This is a genomic window from Arthrobacter sp. JCM 19049 (genome assembly GCF_001310435.1).
Genome location: NZ_BAXF01000011.1, coordinates 1 through 20,979, shown reverse-complemented (window position 1 = coordinate 20,979; position 20,979 = coordinate 1). Strand labels below are relative to the sequence as shown.

Below are 20,979 nucleotides of genomic sequence, written 5' to 3'. Positions count from 1 at the left end.
CCTGCACGGCGTACCAGTGGTGGCGCTGGCTGGCACTCTGGGCCGCGGCTGCCGCGACGTGCACGATATCGGCATCGACGCCATCGCCTCGATCGTGCCGATTCCCATGACGCTGCGCGAAGCCGTTGACGACGGGGAGCGCCTGCTGGTTGAAGCGGCCGAACGCTTCATGCGCACCATCATCCTTGGCGCCTCCATGGCCGCAGCCCGGCTAAGTGCGCGCGACGCTTGGTAACTTTCTAGCTGACGCGAGGAACCGTTCCTGAAGGAAACGCTTCCTCGCTCAGAAATCAGGTCGACCCTTGAAAGCCGTGTAGCAGTCGAAAGGAACAGATAACTGCCTGCTGTGTCGGCTGGAAGCAAAGAATTAGCAGGATCTCCGGTCTCGGATTTTTTAGCCCCAGCCCGGAGGTCGGCTACCGCAAATAGGCGTTCAAAGGGGCCCTCGTATACATGTGCACCCTTGTCTGTCGGGGCCGTCGACTAGGGTGCTGTCATGGATTCAACTCGATGGCAGTATCAGGATCGCCAAACATCATCACTCCAGGAGCAGCGACGAAAAGTTGCGCAGGCTGTATCGAGCGTTGGCCGTGCGGAATTCACCGGCGAAGTTGTTGGCAAAGTAAGTACCTATGGCTCCACTAGCTATCTCACCCTAAGGGACGAGAAGACGGATATCCGGCTGAAAGCCCACTCTTCTTTACTGCCAGCCGGAACGGCAGAGGGATCTGTACTACAGGTCAACGCGCGACCAGAGTACGATCCTTCGCAACGGAACCCTGTGTGGATAGTGGGCTCGAACGAATCGCAAGAGACGAATCGAATTCCGGTACGGAAAATCTCAGCCAAGGGGCCTATCGCCCGCTATCGGGAATCAGTTTCACGGCGCTTTAACCTACCGGCCAAACCCAACACTAAGATTTCTCTCAGCGGGATTAATCAAGAGGTTTTGCGGATACGGCTACTGTGCGGTTACCACTCGCAGGTGTTAGACGACTTTAGAAATGCAGTAGGTGTGGCAGCAGACACACGCATAGAAATAGTGCAGGAAGTCACCGGGGTACAGGGGGATCATGCAATAGACCGAATAGCAAAGGCCATCAGTTCGGAAAACAACCGAACCAGCCCAGACGCGGCTCACATGATCGTGATTCTCCGGGGTGGCGGCTTTGATTCAGATTTCCTAATCTTTGATGATGCGCAAATGATCGACGCGATCGCTAAAAGTAAAATTCCGGTTGCTACCGCAATTGGCCACAGTCAGCATATTCCACTTGCTGCATTAGCTGCCGCCGTCAGTTTCGACACGCCGAGTACAGCCGGTAAGGAAATACGGAGCTTCAACTTTCGACAGGCCCGCAAGGATCGTCCTTCTTACCCGGACCTCGTTAGCGACAACGAGCGCCTCACGAAAACGGTGAGGCGGCTGGAAGAACTGAACAGAATTGACAAAAACTCACTGGCCGAAAAAGACGGCATGTTGGAGCGAATCACGGCCCGGGAGCAAGAGTTGCGCTTGGAACTCCAACGCTCGCATGATGCCCTCGATATTTTTTCAACGCAGGTGTTTAGCAAGACAAAGGACTCCGCATTAGATACTGTGCGGCTCAAGGCTGTAAAGAACGGACTATGGTGGACCTTGTGGACAGTACTTTTGGCATCCACAGCAGTTCTAGGAAGCCCACTGACGACCATGGAAGTTATGTGGTTGAGTGCTGCTCCCGCCGGCTGGGCAATGTTTACGTTCAGCGGAGGAGTGAGAGCCGCGAAATGGCTTCGAATCCATCAAGGGCAAATGCACACAGCGCAGGATAGAGACCGAGCCATTCGCCTGCTATCAAGGGCAACGGCACCAAGACATATTCGTCGAGCACTGCGTAACCGATAGCTATCGATGGCCGTCGGACAGAGTGGTGAATCGCTTGACTTTGGGTCGAAACGGTAAATGAATCGAAGTACTCCTTCACGCGCGCCGCACAGTAAGTGTTGTGGGTGACTGCGACTTTTTGCAATTCCCGGTACGCTTATATGTGGGTCTTCAGGTTGTACCGGAACCCATGATGAAAAATATCTCCCAAGACTGCGACACCGTAGGTCCCGACCGCTTCTAGATCGCGGTCCTCGGTAGTGGCTTTCGCTTTGGAACGCACCGAAGCGCGAGTCTCGATCGAAGACAGATCTGGGTAGGGCTACACGGTTCGCCATGTCCCAAGCATTGGGAGCGACCGAAAGGAGCACCCCCTTAATGGAGGTCCAGAAATCCAATTTGCCGAGGCAGTCATTGACAATGGCCGCTTCGGACAGCGCACCATCCGCTTCGAGACCGGCCGCCTGGCCAAGCAGGCCGCTGGTTCGGCAATGGTCTACATTGACGAAGAAACCGCACTGCTTTCGGCCACCACTGCCGGCAAGCACCCGCGTGAGGGCTTCGACTTCTTCCCGCTGACCGTGGACGTCGAGGAGCGCATGTACGCTGCCGGCCGCATCCCGGGCAGCTTCTTCCGTCGTGAAGGCCGTCCCTCGACCGAGGCCATCCTGGCCTGCCGCCTGATGGACCGCCCACTGCGTCCGGCCTTCGTCAAGGGCCTGCGCAACGAGGTTCAGGTAGTCGTCACCGTCATGGCCATCCACCCGGATGAGCTCTACGACGTGGTCGCCATCAACGCCTCCTCCATGTCCACCCAGCTCTCCGGTCTGCCGTTCTCCGGCCCGATCGGTGGCGTACGCGTGGCCCTGGTTGACGACGGCAACGGCCCGCAGTGGGTTGCCTTCCCGCGCCACTCCGAGCTGAAGAACGCCGTGTTCAACATGGTGGTTGCCGGCCGTATCGCCGGTGACGATGTCGCCATCATGATGGTCGAGGCCGAAGCCACCGACCACGCCTGGGAACTGATCAACGAACGCGGTGCCCAGGCCCCGACCGAAGAGGTCGTCGCCGAGGGCCTGGAGGCTGCCAAGCCGTTCATCAAGGTGCTGTGCGAGGCCCAGGCCGACCTGGCCTCCCGCGCCGCCAAGGAAACCGTTGAGTTCCCGATCTTCCGCGACTACGAGGAAGACGTGTTCGCAGCCGTCGAGGCCAAGGCCACTTCCAGGCTGACCGAGATCTACCAGATCGCCGGCAAGCAGGACCGCGACAACGCGGCATCGGCCTACAAGGAAGAGATCGTCGCCGAACTGTCGGGCGAAGGCGCAGAATTCGCCGATCGTGCCGGGGAAATCTCCAAGGCCTTTGGCGCCGTCACCAAGCAGGTGGTGCGCCAGCGCATCCTGACCGACCAGGTGCGCATGGACGGGCGCGGTCTGGCCGACATCCGTCAGCTCTCGGCCGAGGTCGAGGTGCTGCCGCGTGTCCACGGTTCGGCCATCTTCGAGCGCGGCGAAACCCAGATCATGGGCGTGACCACCTTGAACATGCTGAAGATGGAGCAGCAGATCGACTCGCTGAGCCCGGTCACCTCCAAGCGCTACATGCACAACTACAACTTCCCGCCGTACTCGACCGGTGAAACCGGCCGCGTGGGTTCGCCCAAGCGCCGCGAAATCGGCCACGGTGCCCTGGCCGAGCGTGCGCTCGTGCCGGTGCTGCCGTCGCGCGAGGAGTTCCCGTACGCGATCCGCCAGGTCTCCGAGGCGCTGGGCTCCAACGGCTCGACCTCGATGGGTTCGGTCTGCGCCTCGACCCTGTCGCTGCTGAACGCCGGTGTGCCGCTGAAGGCGCCGGTGGCCGGTATCGCCATGGGCCTGGTCTCGGACACCGTGGACGGGGAAACCCGCTACGCCGCCCTGACCGACATCCTGGGCGCCGAAGACGCATGGGTGACATGGACTTCAAGGTGGCCGGTACTTCCGAGTTCATCACCGCGATCCAGCTGGACACCAAGCTGGACGGCCTGCCGGCCTCCGTGCTGGGCGCCGCCCTGACCCAGGCCCGCGAAGCGCGCCTGCACATCCTGAACGTGCTCAACCAGGCCATCGACACCCCGGATGAGCTCAGCGTCAACGCGCCGCGCATCATCTCGGTGAAGATCCCGGTTGACAAGATCGGCGAGGTCATCGGCCCCAAGGGCAAGATGATCAACCAGATCCAGGAAGACACCGGCGCGGACATCTCCATCGAGGACGACGGCACCGTGCTGATCGGCGCCACCGACGGCACCGCCGCCGAGGCCGCCCGTTCGGCGATCAACGCGATCGCCAACCCGCAGGTTCCCGAGGTGGGCGAACGCTACCTGGCACCGTCGTGAAGCTGACCACCTTCGGTGCGTTCGTTTCGCTGACCCCGGGCAAGGACGGTCTGCTGCACATCTCCGAGCTGCGCAAGATCAACGACGGCAAGCGCGTCGAAGATGTTGAGGACGTTGTCTCGGTGGGTCAGAAGATCCAGGTTGAGATCACCAAGATTGATGACCGCGGCAAGCTCTCGCTCGCCCCGGTCGTGGAGGAAGAGGCACTGGCTTCGGCCGAGTAAGCTTCCCACTTCATTACGCCAGGCCCTGGCCCGCTACTTGCGGGCCAGGGCCTGGCGTTTTGTGGTGGCGCTGAGCCGAAGGATAACAAGGAGATTGAGCAGCAGTGCCCGCGTCGCTTGGCAGGGGAGGAAAGCCAGGGAAGGGCGCGTAGCTCCGAGACGGACTACGATCATCTGATGACAAACAAAAAAGTGCCATCGATTCCGTCCACGGAGTTCGTGCTCACCAGCGGAGATGGCCTAGAGCGTACCGGTCTGGTCGTCTCGGGTTTGGGAACGGTGCTGGGCATCCTGTTGTTGGTAACCTCCGGCTCCCCGGTGCTGTTGGGGCTAATTCCCATTGGACTGCTGCTGATGATCACCGGTTATACCAAAAAGTCTTCAACCGCTAACGTAGCCGCGTTCATTTTGGAAATGGAACGGTTCGAAGCCAGCTATGCAACTGATGGACGCACGCACCAGCCCCGGCAGCAGCCGAATAAACCTCGGGCCGCTCACCCACGCCTCGTCCCGTGCAGACAGAGGGTCCTAGAAGATCTTCTTGCGGAATCCCAGGCCCTTGCCGAGGCGAATACTGAGATTGCCGCGGGAAGACAGGGTAAACGGGCCGGCCTTCTTGGAAACAGATGGTCCGTACTTGTACACGTTCAACGTCAGACCCTTACCGAGCTTCTTACGTTTGCGAGAGACAAAGCCCACAGCAATCCCAACCTTAAATCGATGTATACCGACACCATCAGCGTACGTCGCTGGTGGCAAAGAGACGAGGGCTGAAATGGAAATTCAACTTTGGGCGGGAAACTAACCGACTAAAGCGCCATCGTTCAGGTGCTGTTCCCAGAACGTACGCAGTTGTGCGCTCTTACGGGCCACCACAGCCAACCAGTCTTCGATGGTGGTACTGCTGTCCGCGAAGTCTGAAGGCACCTTGAAGATCTGCAGCGGTACATTGAAGCGTTGGCAGATGCTGGCGTAGGCGTAGCCTTCCATGTCCACCAGGGCGGCACCCAACCCGGCGATGCGAGAGCGCTGATGATCATCACTGACGAAGACATCGCCGGTGGCCATGGTCAGTTGGTGTTCGGGAACGATGAGTTCACCCCTGGGGGCAAGCGGTTCAGTTTCCAAGGGAAAATCGTGCTGCAGCACCCTGGTCACCTGGTAGACAGTATCCATGGCGGGGCGATCCGCACCATCCGCGACAACCCCAGCAGTTCCGAGCACGACGACTCGTTGGATATCGCCCTGGGCGAGTGCCCCGGCCAGCGCTGTTGCCGCGTTGATTTTCCCGATGCCAGTGACCAGATGCTCGACATCGCTGAATGCGGTAGCTTCTCCAGGATGGGCGAACACGTACAAGGACTTCTGGTCCGGCATGGATTTCCCTTCGTCTGTGGTCTCCGGGCGTGCGCCGCAGAGCATCCAATCCATTTTAGCGCCGACTAAAACAGTCAGAACTGACGCAGTACGCCGATATCCACGAATCCTCGGTTCAACTGGGCGTTTATCGGCGTAGGCCAAGTAGCATAGGCTCAACTGCCGCAGGCGAGAGGACCACAGGTGCTGTTGACCATTACTTTGGAGTCGAACCCGGAAACCGAGATCGATGCGACGGCACTGTCCCACTTGCTACGCAAGCATCCGGCGAAGGTCCAGTCCTTCAACCTGCCCGTCGGGCAGGCCCACGTCTTTTACCCCGAGGTCTCAGCCCAGCTCACCACCGCGGCATTGCTGCTCGAAGTTGACCCCATCGGGCTGGTCCGCAACCGACGTTTCCGCGGCGAATCCGGCGTGCTGGACTACTACGTCAACGACCGGCCCTATGCCGCATCCAGCCTGATGTCTGTGGCGCTGGGAAAAGTACTTCGAAGTGCCATGACTGGCATGAGTGAAATGTACGCGGAATTGGCGCAGGCACCTTTGCCATTGAGGCTTGAATTGCCCGTGGTCTCGGCTCGCGGAAAGCAGCAGGAGGATTTGATTCAGCGGCTTTTTGAGCCACTGGGATGGTCGGTCGAAACTAGAATGCTTCCCTTGGATCCCAACTACGAGGATTGGGGCGCATCCAGGTATCACCACCTGAAGCTGGAGGGGCAGATCCGTCTTGATCACGCGCTGCGCCAACTCTATGTGCTGCTTCCGGTACTGGATGACTCGAAGCATTATTGGGTCAACGATGATGAAACCGAAAAGCTTGCCCGTCAGGGCGAAGGGTGGCTCGCTCAGCATCCGGAACGTGAATTGATCCTGCAGCGCTACCTCGCCCATCAAAAGGCTCTGGTCGGTCTGGCGCAGGAACAACTGACTGTCGCTTCTACGGAGCTCGGTGGGGAATCGGCAGATGACCTTCGGGAGTCCCCGGCCACCGGTCAAACGCCGTTGCTAGTACACCGCGCCAACACCGTTCTCAGCGTCCTCAAGGAATGCGGCGCACAAAGCGTGGTGGATGTGGGATGCGGTGCTGGAGCCTTGCTGCGTCGTCTGCAGCAGGACCGGTTCTTCACCCGCATTGTCGGCACTGATGTCTCGGTCCGCTCCCTGCAACAGGCAGCACGCAACCTTCAACTGGAGGAGCGCTCTGACAGTGAACGAAGCCGTATCGACCTGCTGCACAGTTCGGTTCTCTACACCGATGAACGTTTGCGGAATCACGACGCACTCGTGCTGATGGAGGTCATTGAGCACATCGACCTGTCGCGGCTTCCAGCATTGGAGAACTCTGTCTTTGCCGAGGCATCTGCGGCGGTCGTGATCGTCACCACCCCAAATTCGGAATTCAATGAACTTTACCCACGGCTGGCGGCTGGCACGATGCGGCATGAGGATCACCGTTTTGAATGGACCGCGAGCAGTTCGCGACGTGGTGCTCCGAGATCACTTCACGCTACGGCTACGCAGTGGAGATCCGGGGGATAGGCGATAACTCACCAAGAGCCGGAACACCAACCAAATGGCAATCTTTCGAAAGGAGCAGGCATGAGTCGGTTATTGATCCCGGAGGTCGGCCTGGTTCTATTGATCGGTGCTTCAGGCTCTGGGAAGTCGCGCTTCGCTGCCGAACACTTTGGCAAGTTCGAGGTACTCTCCAGTGACTACTTTCGGGGACTGGTAGGTAATGACGAGACCGACCAATCGGTGACGGCCGCGGCCTTCGAAGCGCTGAACTTCGTGGCCGGCAAACGGCTGGAAGCGGGTTTGCTCACGGTGGTTGATGCGACCAGCGTGCAGCACTCGGCGCGCCAACAGCTGATTGAGGTCGCTCGCGCCCATGACGCGCTCGTCTCAGCCATCGTGTTGGATATGCCTTTGCGGCTGTGTCTCGAACGCAATGAGGCGCGAGTCGAGTATCGGGTTCCGCCCGCGGCCATCGAGCGCCAACATCAACAGCTGCGCAAGTCCTTGAAGGGTCTGCGCAAGGAAGGCTACGCGCGCCTTCATATTCTAAGTACTCCTGAGGAGGCTGCGCAGGCGACGGTCGTGCGGCACAAGCTACTCAACGACTTCCGGGATCAGCATGGCCCCTTTGACGTCATTGGGGATGTGCACGGCTGTCTGGAAGAACTGGTTCTGCTGCTGCAGCGGCTGGGGTATCGGATTGGCCGCGACAAGCTGAACCGTCCGGTGGATGCGCTGCCGCCAGAGGGTCGCAGGGCGATCTTCGTCGGCGACTTGGTGGACCGCGGGCCGGATTCGGCCGGCGTGCTGCGGCTGGTGATGGGGATGTCCGCCTCCGGGCATGCCCTGGCGGTCCCGGGAAACCACGAAGACAAGCTGGTGCGGGCTCTGCGCGGGCGAAAGGTCAGCCTGGCTCATGGGCTGGAAGGAACCCTGGAGCAACTGGAAGCCGAGGGGCCCGACTTCAAGCGAGACGTGCTCGACTTTTGCTCCGGACTGGTTTCCCACATGGTGCTTGATGACGGAAACTTGGTCATCGCCCACGCCGGCCTGATCCAGCAGTACCAGGGCAGGGCCTCTGGTAGGGTTCGTGCGTTCGCCCTGTACGGCCAGGTGACCGGGGAGAAAGATGAGTATGGCCTGCCGGTGCGTTATCCGTGGGCCAGGGACTACCGCGGGCCGGCCACGGTGCTTTACGGGCACACGCCGGTGACCGAGGTGGCGTGGATCAACAACACCGCCTGCCTGGATACTGGCTGCGTCTTTGGAGGACAGCTCAGTGCCATGCGCTACCCGGAACGAGAAGTCGTCGCCGTGGACGCCCTCAGAGAACACAGCGAACCGATACGTCCGCTGGAGTCCCCACATGGGCCACAACGTGAACCTGGCGTTTTGTCCATGGAGGATGTCACCGGCCCGCTGCACTTGAAAGCCAAGGGGCTGGGCACCATCCGGATTCGCCAGGAGCAGGCTGCCGGGGCGCTGGAGACCATGAGCCGATTTGCCATTGACCCGCGCTGGTTGCGCTACCTGCCACCGACCATGGCTCCGGCGGAATCCTCCAAGAGTCCCGGGTACCTGGAGCACCCGACCGAAGCGTTCACCTATTTCCGCAAGCAGGGAATCACCACGGTGGTGTGCGAAGAGAAGCACATGGGATCCCGGGCGGTGCTGTTGCTCAGCCGCAATCCCAAGCGCTTTAACGCACCGGCTGAGTGGCTGGGGGCCCTGCACACCCGAACCGGGCGATCGTTTCTGGAGGCGCCGCCGAGCGCGAGCTACTGCAACGGGCGCACCAGATCTGTGACGAGTCGGGGTTATGGGCGGAACTGGGCACGGACTGGGTGATGCTGGACGGTGAACTGCTTCCTTGGTCTCTCAAGGCAGAGTCCCTGATCAAGGACACCTACGCGTCGGTTGCCGCCGCCGGGATCGCCGCGATGGCCGCAGGTGTTTCGGTGCTGGAGAAGGCAGCCGCCACGGGCTTGGATGTCACGGACCTGCTGTCACGCACCCGGGAGCGTGGCGAGCACGTGGTGCAATTCCGCGAAGCCTACCGCCGATACGTCGGTTCACCCGATGAGCTGCGATTCGCTGCGTTCCAGGTACTGGCCTCTGAGGGGCAGACTCATGAGGAACGGGACCACGGTTGGCATCTGGACATCGCCGGGCGTTTGGCCCGGACCGGTCCGGACGTGTTTGCCGCAACCCGGTGGCAGCAGGTGAACCTCGAGGATCCACGTTCCGAACGGGAAGCGGTGCAGTGGTGGCAGGAACTCACCCAAACCGGCGGGGAGGGCATGGTGGTCAAACCGTGGAGCAACCTGACTCGCGGAGCCAAAGGCTGGGTGCAGCCCGGCATCAAGGTGCGCGGCCGTGAGTACCTGCGGCTGATCTACGGTCCTGACTACCTGGAGCCGGAAAACCTGGAGCGCCTGCGACAACGGGCCACGGACCGCAAGCGATCCCGGGCCTTGCAGGAGTACATTCTTGGACTTCAGGCCCTGCGCTTGACCGCCCAGGACGAACCGCTGTGGAAGGTGCACCAAATGGTGTTCGGGGTGCTGGCCTGGAATCCGAGCCGCTGGATCCACGGCTCTAGCGTTCGGTTCGGCGGTGGGTCGTGCGCCGGTGATGGTCATGGGAGCCGAGGTGAGAGCTTGCTCCCACGCAAAGCTGAAATACAGGACGCTATGCGACAATAGTTCAAGCTATTTTGGGGTTGGCGAGACCCCAAGATTCCAAGTTTTCTTCCCAGAAAAGGACGTTCCTCAGTGGTCATGATTCCGTTGCCGTTGCATTCACTGTCAACCAGTGAGTTCTCTTCGGTGGATCCGGCCGACCCCACCTTGGTGCACCGTGGGGACGGCGGTTCCGAGGTTCGGCGCAGCATTCTGCCTGGCGGAGTGCGGGTCCTGACCGAGGCCATGCCCGGGCAGCGTTCAACCACGGTTGGATTCTGGGTGCCGGTCGGTTCCCGGGATGAAACCGAAGGGCATCACGGTTCCACCCACTTCCTGGAACACCTGCTGTTCAAGGGGACCAAGAAGCGTTCAGCCCTGGAAATTGCCCACGCCTTTGACGAGGTCGGTGGGGAAGCCAACGCGGCCACAGCGAAGGAATCAACCTGCTACTACGCCCGGGTGCTCGACTCGGACCTGCCCATGGCCATGGAGGTCATTGCCGACATGGTCACCTCCGCGGTCATCGACCCGCAGGAGCTGGAGCAGGAACGCGGGGTCATCATCGAAGAAATCGCCATGGACGCCGATGATGCCATGGATGTAGCCCATGAAAAGTTTGTCGCCGCCGTCCTCGGAGACCACCCGTTGGCCCGTCCCATTGGCGGAACGCCGGAGGAAATCCGCAGCACCACCCGTGAAGCGGTCATGGAGCACTATCACGCCCATTACCGACCCAGCGAGCTGATCATCACTGCGGCAGGATCCCTGCAGCACGAAGAGGTGTGCCGCCTGGTGCTTGAGGCCCTGCAGGATGCCGGCTGGCACCTGGACCCGATGGCCGAGCCAGAACCGCGCCGCGACGCCACCCCGGCAGACATCACCGGCCACGCCGGCGTTGAAGTCATCACGCGCCCGGGGGAGCAGGCAAACATCATCATCGGTTGCCCCAGCATCACCGGCCACGACGAGCGCCGCCATACCCTGGCCGTGCTGAACTCCGTGCTCGGCGGGGGCATGAGTTCGCGTCTGTTCCAGGAGATTCGTGAAAAGCGCGGCCTGGTGTACTCGACCTATTCCTTCTCCGCCGCCTACTCGGATGCCGGCTATTTCGGCATGTACGCCGGCTGCACCCCGGTCAAGGCCGGGGAAGTGATCGGGCTACTGGAAGCCGAGCTGGAGAAACTGGCAGCGCAGGGCATCTCCGAGGAAGAACTGCGCAAGGCCAAGGGGCAGCTTTCGGGCGGCACCGTGCTGGCGCTGGAGGACCCGGGCAGCCGGATGTCACGCCTGGGACGGGCCGAAATGATCACCGGTGAATTCCAGGACCTGGACGAAGCCCTGGCCCGGGTGGCCGCAGTGACCTGCGAGAGCGTTCAAGAACTGGCGCGGGAACTGGCGGCCAAGCCACGTACCATCACCGTGGTTGGGCCATTTGACTCCGAGGCCGAGCTGGGGCTGTAACCCCTCCCGGCCGTCCGAAACCCGGCAACCGGCGAAGAGGGGCAGCCACTACTCTTCGCCGGGCACCGACGAGCTGACCCCGCCATACTTCTCAATGGTGGACCACAGATCCTCGGGGAAGGTTTTCTTGACGTCTTCCTGGTACTGCTTGCCTTCACGGGGTACCGTCACGGTTTCACCCTGAACCTTGAACGGGTAATTCGCTGACTGCTCGATTTGCCCGGAATCAACGTTTGACGCGTTGGTGCATTCGGCCCAGCCAAACGTCGTGTCCCCGTCCTGGCGGAATACCTCGATGCTGCACGTCGGGTCGTCCACCCACGTACTGGCCTCAATCTGCGCTACCAGATCCTGTTTCTCATCATCGCTGATGGCCTGTGGTTCGACTGCGTCGCTGCAGCCGGAAATCATGGTTGCCAGGGTCAACATCAAAGCCCCAACGGCCAACCCTGCTTTCGTGCGTGCCACGGTATTCCATTCCTAGATCCAATCCTGCGAAAAGCATTTCACCACTGACAGGGCAAAGGCAAGACGAAGTGGACAGCACCGTGCGTACGGACAGAATCCGGGCAGGCCGCAACGCGCACCCTTGATGTCATGCCAGGTGCAGATCACTTAACCCAGCGACGAGTCAGCGCTGGGCAGGGGATAGGCTTAAACGCATGAGTGCACAAATCAAGGTGGCCGTGCTCGGTGCCGGCGGACGCATGGGTTCTGAAGCCGTCACCGCCGTCAAAGCGGCCGAGGATATGGAACTGGTCGCGGCCCTGGGGCGCAATGATGAATTGAGCGCCGTACTGGATGCCGGGGCAACACACATTGTGGATCTGTCGGTGCCCGCCGCCACCGAGCAAAACGTGCGTTTCGCCGTCGAGAACGGCCTGCATGCAGTGGTTGGCACCACCGGTTGGGATGACCAGAAGCGCGAAAGCCTCTGTGAACTGCTGCAGTCCAAACCCGACGTGGGTGTGCTCATCGCCCCGAACTTTGCCCTTGGATCCGTGCTCACCAGCGCCTTTGCGGCCACGGCCGCGAAGTACTTTGAGTCGGTGGAAATCATCGAACTGCACCACCCGAACAAGGTGGATGCCCCCAGCGGAACCGCAGTGCGAACCGCGGAGCTGATCGCCACCGCCCGGCAGGACGCCGGGGTCGCGCCAAGCCCGGATGCCACTGAAACCCAGCTGGATGGCGCCCGGGGCGCTGTTGTTGACGGGGTCCACGTCCACTCGGTGCGTCTGCGCGGCCTGGTGGCCCATCAGGAAGTCCTGCTCGGTGGACCGGGGGAGCAGCTGACCCTGCGTCATGACTCCTTTGACCGCGCCTCCTTCATGCCCGGCGTGCTGCTGGGGCTGCGGACCGTGGCCAGTCGGCCGGGACTGACCTACGGGTTGGACGGATACCTGGAGTTGGGCGCATGAAAACCAAGATTTGGGTAGGCGGAATTCTGCTCCTGTTTGTCCTCTATTTGCTGATGGCCTTCAACCAGGCGGTTCGGTTCTTGTCCACGGACGAACCGGTGGCGAAGGTCATGGGTGTGGCGATCCTGGTGATTCCCGCCTTGGGCGTGTGGATCCTGATCCGCGAAATCCTCTTCGGGCTGCGCACCCAGAAGATGGGCCAGCAGCTGGCCGACACCGGCGGGCTGCCCGCGGAACTGCCGCGCATGCCCTCGGGGCGCTTCGTGCGCGAAGCCGCCGACGCCGACTTCGAGAACCACAAGCGCGATGTCGAAGAGCATCCGGAATCCTGGCAGTCCTGGTACCGCCTGGCGTTGGCCTATGATGCCAGCGGGGACCGCAAGCGGGCCCGCACCTCAATGCGCACGGCGATCAACTTCTGGCTCGGCAAGCAGAAAACCAACAGCTAACCGGCAACAAAGACTCCGTGCCCCCGCTTCCCAGCGGGGCACGAGTCTTTGCCATACCGGCGGTAATCCGCCGCGCTACCTTGAATCAACGCCGCTCAGGTACCTCACCCCAGCCTCCAGTGGCGCCGAGCGCCTCGTACGGGCCAGGGTGAGCGCCGTCAGCAGGACCACGGCACAAAGAATCCACCAGCAGGTTGTCGGCCGGAAGAACAGCTGCAGGATGGGCAGGAGAATCAGGTGCCCGGCATAGAGGGTCAGCGGCGCCCGGCCCGCGGCGGCGATCAGCTGACCCACGTATCCGAGCCGGTCGGTGAGCAGAAGGAAGATTCCCAGTACCGCCACGGCGCAGGCCGCCGCGTGCACCGAGGCCACCGGTGAAGTGCTGTGCGGCGTGGGAAGCCACAGATACCTCGGATCGCCGAGGAACGCGTCAAGGTTCCCGCCAGCGGAGCGTCCGGTGAGCAGCGCCGTGCTCGCATCTCTCCTGCTCATGCCGGACGTGGAGGCCAACTCCCCAAGGAAGCGCTGGGCAGCGAACCAACCGGCGGCAAACGTTGCCGCCGCGATGGCCGTCCCGCCAGCGAAGAACCACCACGCGGTGCGCGGCTGGCCCAGCGCGAACCGGGAGAGCCACAGACCCAGCAGGCCAAACCCGCACCACACCAGCAGCGGGTAGTAGCCGGTGACCACCAGGTCTTGGAGCAGCAGCACGGGGTGGGCCAGATCCACGAACGTGGGATTGTGCCCGAGCACCTTCGGCTCCAGCAACGCCGCCAACGGCCGCCAGGCTACCGGAGTCAGTGCCAGCCACAGCACCGCGGCCGGCCCCAGGATCCGGGCGGGCAGGAACACCGCGGCGGCGAGCACTGCAAACAGCAGCCCGTAATGCACCAGGATGTTCGCGATCCGCTCATTGGCCGGTCCAAGCAGCATGCCCAGCGCCGCGATCACCAAGGCCCGGCGCAGGATCACGGTGGTGACCTGGAGGCGAGTCAGGCCGCGGCGCTGCAGGCTGCGGCAAAACAAGCCCAATGACACCCCGGCCAACACCATGAACAGGGCCGAGGCCCGCCCGGCTGCCAGCCACCCGGTCACCGTCGGCACAGAGCCGCCCACCAACGGATCCTGGTGGTACAACGGAAAAACATGGGCGGCAAACATGCCCAGGATGGCCGTGGTGCGGGCCGCATCAAGACCCGACAGCCGGCCGGTTGTGCTCAGTCGCATAGCCCTTATGGCATCACAGATTAACAAGAAGATGCTATCGGCACGGTGCGACGTGTAGATTTGAATCATGGCTTCTAGTGCATCCGATTTCTCCACGTACCCGTTTGGCACCGTATTGACTGCGATGGTCACCCCCTTCACCACCGATGGTGAAGTTGACTATGACGCCGCAGCCAAGCTGGCCAACAAGCTCGTGGACGACGGATGCGACGGCCTGGTTGTCACCGGCACCACCGGCGAAACCTCCACGCTGACCGATGAGGAAAACATCGGCATGTTCCGCGCCGTCGTGGAAGCCGTGGGGGACCGGGCCAAGGTCCTGGCCGGTTCCACCACCAATGACACCCGGCACTCGATCAACCTCAGCCGCGAAGCCGCCAAGACCGGGGTGGACGGCATCCTGGTCACCGCACCGTACTACAACAAGCCGAGCCAGGCCGGCATCGTCGCGCACACCGAGGCCATCGCCAACGCGGTGGACCTGCCGATCATGATGTACGACATCCCGGGCCGCGCCGGGATCGCCATCGCCGCCGAAACCCTGATCCGCCTGGCCGACATCCCGCAGGTCATCGCACTGAAGGACGCCAAGGCCGACTACCAGTCCACGACTACCGTGCTGGCCAACACCGACCTGCACGTGTACTCCGGGGATGACGGGCTGACCCTGCCGCTGATGGCCGCCGGGGCCGTGGGCGTCGTCTCGGTCTCGGCCCACGTGGCCGCGGCCCAGTACCGCAAGCTGGTGGACGCCATGCTGGCCGGAGACCTGGCCACCGCGCGCGCCACCCACTTCGAGCTGGACCCGATCCAGCGCGCCGTCATGGGCCACATCCAGGGGGCCGTGGCGGCAAAGCACATTCTTCACTGGCAGGGTGTCCTGCCGACCAACACCGTCCGGCTGCCGCTGTTCGCGCCGTCGGACGCCGAACTCGATGCCATTCGTTCCGACCTTCGTGAGGGCGGCTGGGATCTGTAAAAGAAAGGGCGTTTTCGTTCATGACCGAATCCTCTGTCGGCAAGGCTGATACTGCACGGCTGCAGACACCTGCCAAACTCAAGAAGGGCACCCTGCGTGTGGTCCCGCTCGGCGGTCTGGGCGAGGTCGGCCGTAACATGGCGGTCTTCGAGATCGACTCGAAGCTGCTGATCGTTGACTGCGGCGTGCTCTTCCCCGAGGAGCACCAGCCCGGCGTGGACTTGATCCTGCCGGACTTCTCCTACATCAAGGACCGCCTGGACGACGTGGTGGGCATGGTGCTCACCCACGGCCACGAGGACCACATCGGTGCGGTGCCCTACCTGCTGCGTCTGCGCGAGGACATCCCGATCTACGGCTCCAAGCTGACCCTGGCGTTTGTGGAGGCCAAGCTGGCCGAGCACCGCCTGAAGGCCAACTCCACCGTCGTGGTGGAGGGCGAGGTCACCCAGATCGGCCCGTTCGAATGCGAATACGTGGCCGTGAACCACTCCATCCCGGATGCGCTGGCGGTGTTCATCCGCACCAAGGCCGGAACCGTGCTGCACACCGGTGACTTCAAGATGGATCAGCTGCCGCTGGACGGGCGCATCACCGACCTGCGCCACTTCGCCCGTTTGGGCGAGGAGGGCGTGGACCTGTTCCTGCCGGACTCCACCAACGCCGAGGTGCCCGGCTTCACCGTGCACGAGAAGGACATTGGCCCGGTGCTCGAGGCACAGTTCGCCAAGGCCCGCCGCCGGATCATCGTCGCCTCCTTCTCCTCGCATGTGCACCGCGTGCAGCAGGTGCTGGATGCCGCGGCGATCCACGGCCGCAAGGTCGCCTTCATTGGACGTTCGATGGTGCGCAACATGGGCATCGCCGAGCGCCTGGGCTACCTGCATGTGCCGCAGAACGTGCTGGTTGACCTCAAGCAGGTCGAGCAGCTGCCGGACCACAAGATCGTGCTGATGTCCACCGGTTCGCAGGGCGAGCCGATGGCCGCCCTGTCGCGCATGGCCAACGGCACCCACAAGGTCGAGGTCGGCGCCGGGGATACCGTGATCTTGGCCTCCAGCCTCATCCCGGGCAACGAGAACGCGGTGTTCCGCGTCATCAACGGCCTGATGCGCCTGGGTGCCGAGGTGATCCACAAGGGCATGGCCAAGGTGCACGTCTCCGGGCACGCCTCGGCCGGCGAGCTGCTGTACTGCTACAACATCCTGCGCCCGAAGAACGTCATGCCGGTGCACGGTGAAACCCGCCACCTGATAGCCAACGGCCGGCTGGCCGCGCAGTCCGGGGTGCCGGAGGAGAACGTGATCCTGGCCGAGGACGGTTCGGTCATCGACCTGAAGGACGGGGTCGCCCAGCTGGTCGGCCAGGTCGACTGCGGCTACGTGTACGTGGACGGCTCCAAGGTCGGCACCATCACCGAGGATGACCTGAAGGACCGCGTGGTGCTCGGCGAGGAGGGGTTCATCTCGGTCATCACCGTGATCAACCGCCAGAACGGGACCGTGATCACCGGACCGGACATCCACGCCCGCGGCGTGGCCGAGGACGACAAGGTCTTTGACGAGATCAAGCCGAAGATCGAAGCGGCAATCGTTGAGGCGGTGGCGAACAACCCGTCGCACACCACCCATCAGCTGCAGCAGATCACCCGCCGCGTCATTGGTTCCTGGGTGTCGCGCAAGCTGCGCCGACGCCCGATGATCGTGCCGGTCGTGCTCGAAGCGTAAACGCTGCCCATAACGTCAGCCCCCGCCTTTTTCTGAGTTGATTCGGAAAATTGCGGGGGCTGATGTTGTTAAGTGACAGCGGCATGCCGGTCCAACAACCGGCCCAGCGGGTTGCGGGCCGGTAGGTGGCGGTATATCCAGTAGTCCGCGGTCCACTCCCAGACTTTGCCGATCATGTCGAACAGCCCGAATCCGTGTGGCGGGAACAGCCTACCGGGGTGGTGCCAACCCAGAGTGAATCATTCCTAGCAGTGTCTGTAGCAGCACCTTGGGAAATGGTTCGGGCTGATTTCTTCGGACGACAACTCGGCGGCGAACAGGTCTCCGTGTGGAAAGCGATCCTGAAGTTCATAGGATGTGTCCATGAAACATCTTGCTGCCGAACCTGTCGGGCGGCTCTTTCGCTACCAGTTGGTGGTGGGTGTGCTGATCGGCGCGCTGCTGGGCGCCATTCTCGGCGCCTATTTGATGCTGCCCGCAATAGAGCAGAGGATGGCCGCCTCCGTAGCCTCGGTGGTGGTGGGCCTGGCGTATGGGGGAGTGTTCGGGGTCCTGCTTGCCGCAGCGCCGATCCTCGGTGCAGCCCTGCTGCTGAGCTTCGTCGAAAAACGCCGCCCCGGAAGCAGCGGGTGGCGCCAGGCCCGTCTTTCGGCCATGGGCGCGGGACTGGGGGCGGTCCTGCCGGGACTGTATTGGGGTGCAGGAGCCTGACGGTGAACGACGGGGTTTGGCCGGTGCTGGTTGCCGCGATGTTTGTTGTCTTGAGCATGCTCGTAGCGTGGGTGGCCACCTGCGGAATCCTGAAATACCTGCCGCGACGTGACGCGGTACAGATCCATGGCCCGTGAGAGCTGTCATGGCCCTGGCCGTGGAAGAGCAGGTCTTGCAGGTGCGCGGTGGGGGCGCTGTGATGAGCATCCAGCACAGGGTTACAGGCCTGTTCCCGTGTAAATTCGGGTAGCGCACAAATTGGGGCGATACCCTAGTTATATGGCTCCACGTACCCAATCAAAGGGCGCGAAGACCTCCTCCACGCGCAAACCGCGGGGATCGAGTGCCGCGTCCAAGAAGAAGACCCCGAGAATCCAGAGAATGAGCTGGCGCTGCCGCTGCGCGCCATCCTCGGTTTCTGGATGGGCATTGCCCGGGTGGTTGGCGGCGCGTTCCGCAAGATCGGGCGCAACGTCCGCCCGGACTATGAGGTGCGCCGTGACGGTACGGGACTGTTCCTGACCCTGATCGCGATCCTGGTCGCCATCGTCGAATGGTGGGGACTGCGCGATGTGGGATGGTTTGGCCGCGGCGTGCACGCGGTCGCCGGTGGTTCGCTGGGCTTTATGGCCGTCATGCTGCCCCCGATCCTGCTGATCGGCGCCGCCCGGCTCTTCCGTTACCCCCAGAACGATGCGGCGAACAACCGCATCGGCATCGGCCTGCTGGTGATGACCCTATCCGGGGCCGCGGTGGCGAACCTGGCCGCCGGCGCCCCGGCGGTGTCCTCCGACTTTGAGACCCTGTGGACCAGCGGCGGGATGAGCGGAGCCATCCTCGGGCCTCCGCTGGCGTCCCTGATCACGGTCCCGGAGCCATGGCCGTGTTCATCTTCCTGCTGTTCATGTCGCTGCTGATTGTCACCGCCACTCCCATCACCCAGATCCCCACGCGGATCCGTGGAGGCTACAACCGGCTGCTCGGCCAGGACCCGAACGCCCCGCGCACCGCGGTGGCCCCGAAGGTCAGCGACCTGGACCCGCACGCTGAGGAGCACGACCAGTCGTACCTGTATGGGGAACCCGAGCCCGCCCCGGCCCCCAAGAAGAAGAAGTCCTCGTTCTTCAAGCCCAAGGCCAAGAAGGCCACCGAAGTCTACGACGTGGACGGGGAAGTGGAGCACGAGCGCGTCGGCGACGTGGCCTACGACAAGGCGGTAATCGACGATGCCGCCACCGTCTCCCTGGACCAGATCCCCGAACTGCACGGCGAAGCCGGACTGGACGCCGAACCGGCGACCGAGGCGATCAGCCATCCGGCCCCGGATACCCCGCCGCCGGGAGTCAAGCGACCCACCAAGGCCGAGGCCGAGATGGCGGCCATCATGAACCAGGTGGGCCTGGGCAAGGACGAGCCGGAGGCGGCCACCGATGCGATGAGCACCGTGGCGCTGGACCGCACCAAGCCGGCCCCGCCGCTGAGCCCCATCCGCAGCGCACCGAACAGCTGCAGCTCTCCGGCGACGTGACCTACACGCTGCCCTCCAACGACTACCTGCCCGCCGGCCCGCCGGCCAAGGAACACTCCGAGGCCAACGACGCGGTGGTCGCGGCGCTGACCAACACGCTCACCCAGTTCAAGGTGGACGCCCAGGTCACCGGGTTCTCCCGCGGCCCGACGGTCACCCGCTACGAGATCGAACTCTCCCCGGGCACCAAGGTGGAGAAGGTCACCGCCCTGTCCAAGAACATCTCCTACGCAGTCGCCTCCTCCGATGTGCGCATCCTGTCCCCAATCCCGGGCAAGAGCGCGATCGGCATCGAGATCCCGAACACCGACAAGGAAATCGTGGCGCTGGGCGACGTGCTGCGCAGCCACAACGCCAAGAAGTCCGCCCACCCGATGGTGATGGGCGTGGGCAAGGACGTCGAGGGCGGCTTCGTGGTCGCCAACCTGGCCAAGATGCCGCACCTGCTGGTCGCCGGTGCCACCGGTGCCGGTAAGTCCTCGTTCGTGAACTCCATGATCACCTCGATCCTGATGCGCGCCACCCCGGATGAGGTGCGCATGGTGATGGTTGACCCCAAGCGCGTGGAACTGACCGCCTATGAGGGCGTGCCGCACCTGATCACCCCGATCATCACCAACCCGAAGAAGGCCGCCGAGGCGCTGGCCTGGGTGGTGCGGGAAATGGACACCCGCTACGACGACCTGGCGAACTTCGGGTTCAAGCACATCGATGACTTCAACAAGGCGGTGCGCGCGGGCAAGGTGCAGGTCCCGGCCGGTCCGAGCGTGTGCTCAAGCCGTACCCGTACCTGCTGGTGATCGTCGACGAGCTCGCCGACCTGATGATGGTGGCCCCACGCGACGTCGAAGACGCGATCGTGCGCATCACCCAGCTGGCCCGTGCCGCCGGCATCCACCTGGTGCTGGCCACCCAGCGCCCCTCGGTGGACGTGGTCACCGGCCTGATCAAGGCGAACGTGCCCTCGCATGGCCTTTGCCACCTCTTCGGTCACCGACTCGCGCGTGGTGCTGGACCAGCCCGGCGCGGAGAAGCTGCTGGGCCAGGGTGACGCACTGTTCCTGCCCATGGGCTCCTCCAAGCCGATGCGCGTGCAGGGCGCCTGGGTCACCGAATCGGAGATCCAGCGCGTGGTCAAGCACGTCAAGGAGCAGCTGCAGCCCGAATACCGCGACGACGTGGTGCCCACGGCCGAGAAGAAGAAGATCGACGAGGACATTGGAGACGACCTGGAGCTGCTGCTGCAGGCCACCGAATTGGTGGTCACCAGCCAGTTCGGCTCCACCTCGATGCTGCAGCGCAAGCTGCGCGTGGGCTTCGCCAAGCCGGACGCCTGATGGACCTGATGGAATCACGCGGCGTGGTCGGCCCCTCGGAGGGCTCCAAGGCCCGCGACGTGCTGGTCAAACCGGACGACCTGCCGGCGGTG

At 62.8% G+C, this 20,979-nt stretch carries 15 protein-coding genes and 3 pseudogenes; 14 read left to right on the top strand and 4 right to left on the bottom strand.

Features of this window, described 5'->3' with window-relative positions; genetic code table 11:
- The 4 genes and pseudogenes from JCM19049_RS01520 to JCM19049_RS01505 form a co-directional block, all read left to right on the top strand.
- A partial coding sequence (locus JCM19049_RS01520) for a glycerate kinase (protein ID WP_279402208.1) occupies positions 1–235 on the top strand: 235 nt, incomplete at its 5' end.
- A 261-nt stretch (positions 236–496) separates the two neighbouring features.
- Positions 497–1,888 (top strand): exodeoxyribonuclease VII large subunit, encoded by a 1,392-nt coding sequence (locus tag JCM19049_RS17830; protein ID WP_279402207.1) that lies wholly within the window; start codon positions 497–499, stop codon positions 1,886–1,888.
- 326 nt (positions 1,889–2,214) lie between these two features.
- A pseudogene (locus JCM19049_RS01510) lies at positions 2,215–4,468 on the top strand (polyribonucleotide nucleotidyltransferase).
- A gap of 177 nt (positions 4,469–4,645) precedes the next feature.
- The gene (locus tag JCM19049_RS01505; RefSeq protein ID WP_279402206.1) at positions 4,646–5,242 is read left to right on the top strand and encodes a hypothetical protein; all 597 of its coding nucleotides are present in this window, start codon (positions 4,646–4,648) and stop codon (positions 5,240–5,242) included.
- A gap of 27 nt (positions 5,243–5,269) precedes the next feature.
- On the opposite strand, the gene JCM19049_RS01500 is transcribed toward JCM19049_RS01505, so the two are convergent.
- On the bottom strand, positions 5,270–5,890 hold the full coding sequence (locus JCM19049_RS01500; protein ID WP_279402205.1) for a purine-nucleoside phosphorylase: 621 nt from the start codon (positions 5,888–5,890) through the stop codon (positions 5,270–5,272).
- Positions 5,891–6,028: 138 nt separating this feature from the next.
- On the opposite strand from JCM19049_RS01500, the gene JCM19049_RS01495 reads away from it, so the two are divergent.
- From JCM19049_RS01495 to JCM19049_RS01485, 3 genes and pseudogenes are all read left to right on the top strand, one after another.
- A complete protein-coding gene (locus tag JCM19049_RS01495) occupies positions 6,029–7,384 on the top strand; it encodes a 3' terminal RNA ribose 2'-O-methyltransferase Hen1 (protein ID WP_279402204.1) in 1,356 nt (451 codons plus the stop codon).
- 60 nt (positions 7,385–7,444) lie between these two features.
- Positions 7,445–10,068, top strand: a pseudogene (locus JCM19049_RS01490) (polynucleotide kinase-phosphatase).
- Positions 10,069–10,137: 69 nt separating this feature from the next.
- Positions 10,138–11,508, top strand: a complete 1,371-nt coding sequence (locus JCM19049_RS01485) for a M16 family metallopeptidase (protein WP_374700201.1) — start codon at positions 10,138–10,140, stop codon at positions 11,506–11,508.
- 48 nt (positions 11,509–11,556) lie between these two features.
- Here JCM19049_RS01485 and JCM19049_RS01480 read toward each other — a convergent pair whose 3' ends face one another.
- Positions 11,557–11,940, bottom strand: coding sequence for a hypothetical protein (locus tag JCM19049_RS01480; protein WP_279402203.1), 384 nt, complete (start codon positions 11,938–11,940; stop codon positions 11,557–11,559).
- Between the two features lie 230 nt (positions 11,941–12,170).
- Here JCM19049_RS01480 and dapB point away from each other — a divergent pair, with 230 nt between their 5' ends.
- Together dapB and JCM19049_RS01470 are read left to right on the top strand one after the other, a co-directional pair.
- The gene (gene dapB / locus JCM19049_RS01475; RefSeq protein ID WP_054820584.1) at positions 12,171–12,929 is read left to right on the top strand and encodes a 4-hydroxy-tetrahydrodipicolinate reductase; all 759 of its coding nucleotides are present in this window, start codon (positions 12,171–12,173) and stop codon (positions 12,927–12,929) included.
- Complete coding sequence (locus JCM19049_RS01470; protein WP_054820583.1) at positions 12,926–13,378, top strand: hypothetical protein; 453 nt, start codon at positions 12,926–12,928, stop codon at positions 13,376–13,378. Before dapB ends, JCM19049_RS01470 begins: the two co-directional genes overlap by 4 nt.
- A 75-nt stretch (positions 13,379–13,453) precedes the next feature.
- Here JCM19049_RS01470 and JCM19049_RS01465 read toward each other — a convergent pair whose 3' ends face one another.
- The gene (locus JCM19049_RS01465; protein WP_054820582.1) at positions 13,454–14,605 is read right to left on the bottom strand and encodes a heparan-alpha-glucosaminide N-acetyltransferase domain-containing protein; all 1,152 of its coding nucleotides are present in this window, start codon (positions 14,603–14,605) and stop codon (positions 13,454–13,456) included.
- A 67-nt stretch (positions 14,606–14,672) separates the two neighbouring features.
- Between JCM19049_RS01465 and dapA the strand changes: the two genes are divergently transcribed.
- Positions 14,673–15,584 (top strand): 4-hydroxy-tetrahydrodipicolinate synthase, encoded by a 912-nt coding sequence (dapA, locus tag JCM19049_RS01460; protein ID WP_054820581.1) that lies wholly within the window; start codon positions 14,673–14,675, stop codon positions 15,582–15,584.
- A 20-nt stretch (positions 15,585–15,604) separates the two neighbouring features.
- Positions 15,605–17,311: a ribonuclease J gene (locus tag JCM19049_RS01455; protein ID WP_054820580.1), complete on the top strand. Its 1,707-nt coding sequence runs from the start codon at positions 15,605–15,607 to the stop codon at positions 17,309–17,311.
- Positions 17,312–17,379: 68 nt separating this feature from the next.
- Here the strand turns inward: JCM19049_RS01455 and JCM19049_RS17825 are convergent, their stop codons facing one another.
- Positions 17,380–17,496, bottom strand: a complete 117-nt coding sequence (locus JCM19049_RS17825; protein WP_374700202.1) for a hypothetical protein — start codon at positions 17,494–17,496, stop codon at positions 17,380–17,382.
- A 229-nt stretch (positions 17,497–17,725) separates the two neighbouring features.
- Between JCM19049_RS17825 and JCM19049_RS01450 the strand changes: the two genes are divergently transcribed.
- From JCM19049_RS01450 to JCM19049_RS22955, 3 genes and pseudogenes are all read left to right on the top strand, one after another.
- Positions 17,726–18,022, top strand: coding sequence for a hypothetical protein (locus tag JCM19049_RS01450; protein WP_279402201.1), 297 nt, complete (start codon positions 17,726–17,728; stop codon positions 18,020–18,022).
- 2 nt (positions 18,023–18,024) lie between these two features.
- On the top strand, positions 18,025–18,159 hold the full coding sequence (locus JCM19049_RS17820) for a hypothetical protein (RefSeq protein WP_279402200.1): 135 nt from the start codon (positions 18,025–18,027) through the stop codon (positions 18,157–18,159).
- A 142-nt stretch (positions 18,160–18,301) separates the two neighbouring features.
- Positions 18,302–20,979 (top strand): annotated as a pseudogene (locus tag JCM19049_RS22955) (DNA translocase FtsK 4TM domain-containing protein); the annotation flags it as partial.